The following is a 1,469-nucleotide window of genomic DNA, read 5'->3' as shown; positions in this document are numbered from 1 at the left end:
GAGGGTGTCAGATGGTCTGTGTAAGGGGTTGCGGATCTATTTGAAGGAGTGACACTAATGGTCATGACAGAACGAACTGAGAAGCTGAAAGCACCGAAGTCCCCGGCCCAGCGTGCGGCCGCCGATGCGATCAAGGAGTTGCGCGATAGCGGCGCTCTCGATGGTCTCTTCGCGAAGATCGATGCCGGCACGATGCAACTTACCGGCGAGGGCGGGTTAGTGCCCGGCCTGATTAAAGCAGCCCTCGAGCGCGGCTTGCAGGCCGAGCTGACCGAGCACCTCGGCTATGACAAGGGCGACCCCGAAGCTAGGTTCTATGCGAATTCGCGAAATGGAACGTCAGCGAAGACGGTCGCGGCCGAGGTCGGCGATCTGGAGTTGGACATCCCGCGGGACCGCGACGGGAGCTTTACTCCCCGTTTGGTGCCCAAGGGTGAGCGGCGCCTCGGCGGCCTGGACGACATGATCATCTCGCTTTATGCCGGCGGGATGACGGTGCGCGATATCCAGCACCACCTCGTCTCCACGATCGGCACCGAGCTGTCCCACGAGACGATCTCGAAGATCACCGACGCGGTCCTTGACGCGGTCCTGGAATGGCAGCGCCGCCCGCTGGAGGCGCTCTACCCGGTGATCTATCTGGACGCGCTGATCGTCAAAGTTCGGGACGGCGGGCACGTGCGCAACAAGGCCGCGCACATCGCTGTCGGCGTCGACATGGACGGCATCAAGCATGTGTTGGGCATCTGGGTGCAGGATACCGAGGGTGCCAAATTCTGGGCCAGTGTCTGCGCGCAGCTGGCCAACCGCGGCGTGAAGGACGTCCTCATCGTCTGCTGCGATGGCTTGACCGGGTTCCCCGAGGCGATCGAAACGACCTGGCCGCAAGCGACCGTTCAGACGTGTGTCGTGCACCTGCTGCGGGCGGCGTTACGGTTCGTCGGCTACAACGATCGCCGGGCCGTCGCGGCCGCGCTCAAGCCGATCTATACCGCCGCTGACGCCGAGACGGCTTGGGACGCCCTGACCGAGTTCGCGGCGTCGCCGCGGGGCGTGAAATACCCCACGGCCGTCAAAACGTTCGAAGATGCCTGGGAACGTTTCACCCCGTTCCTCGCGTTTCCGCCCGAGCTGAGGCGGGTGATTTACACGACGAACAGCATCGAATCATTGAATTTCCAACTGCGGAAAGTAACTAAGAATCGTGGCCACTTCCCCAACGACGACGCCGTCATCAAGATGCTCTGGCTGGCCATCTGCAACATCGAAGACAAACGAGCCCGCGACCGAGCCAAGGAACGAGGTCGAGCCGCAGGCGTCAAACGCAACGCCGAAGGCCGCCTCGTCGAAGGCCAAGTCACCACGAATTGGAAGCAAGCCCTCAGCCAGCTCGTGATGATTTACCCCGACCGAATCAACCCCCACCTCTAACCAATTCCCAACACTTACACAAAAGATTTGACAGGCTC

The 1,469-nt window shown here is 61.7% G+C and carries 1 protein-coding gene; it reads left to right on the top strand.

Annotation, left to right across the window (positions count from 1 at the left end):
• Window positions 1-63 precede the first annotated feature (63 nt).
• Window positions 64-1,431, top strand: coding sequence for an IS256 family transposase (locus tag E3T46_RS14360; RefSeq protein ID WP_134579066.1), 1,368 nt, complete (start codon window positions 64-66; stop codon window positions 1,429-1,431).
• The last annotated feature ends 38 nt before the right edge of the window (window positions 1,432-1,469 follow it).

The sequence above is a fragment of the Cryobacterium sp. Hh11 genome, from assembly GCF_004404045.1.
Classification (GTDB): domain Bacteria; phylum Actinomycetota; class Actinomycetes; order Actinomycetales; family Microbacteriaceae; genus Cryobacterium; species Cryobacterium levicorallinum.
This window is presented reverse-complemented; position numbering and strand designations above follow the sequence as displayed.

Coding starts and splice junctions, on each gene's coding strand:
- E3T46_RS14360 (WP_134579066.1), top strand. CDS start 64: ATGACAGAACGAACTGAGAAGCTGAAAGCACCGAAGTCCCCGGCCCAG.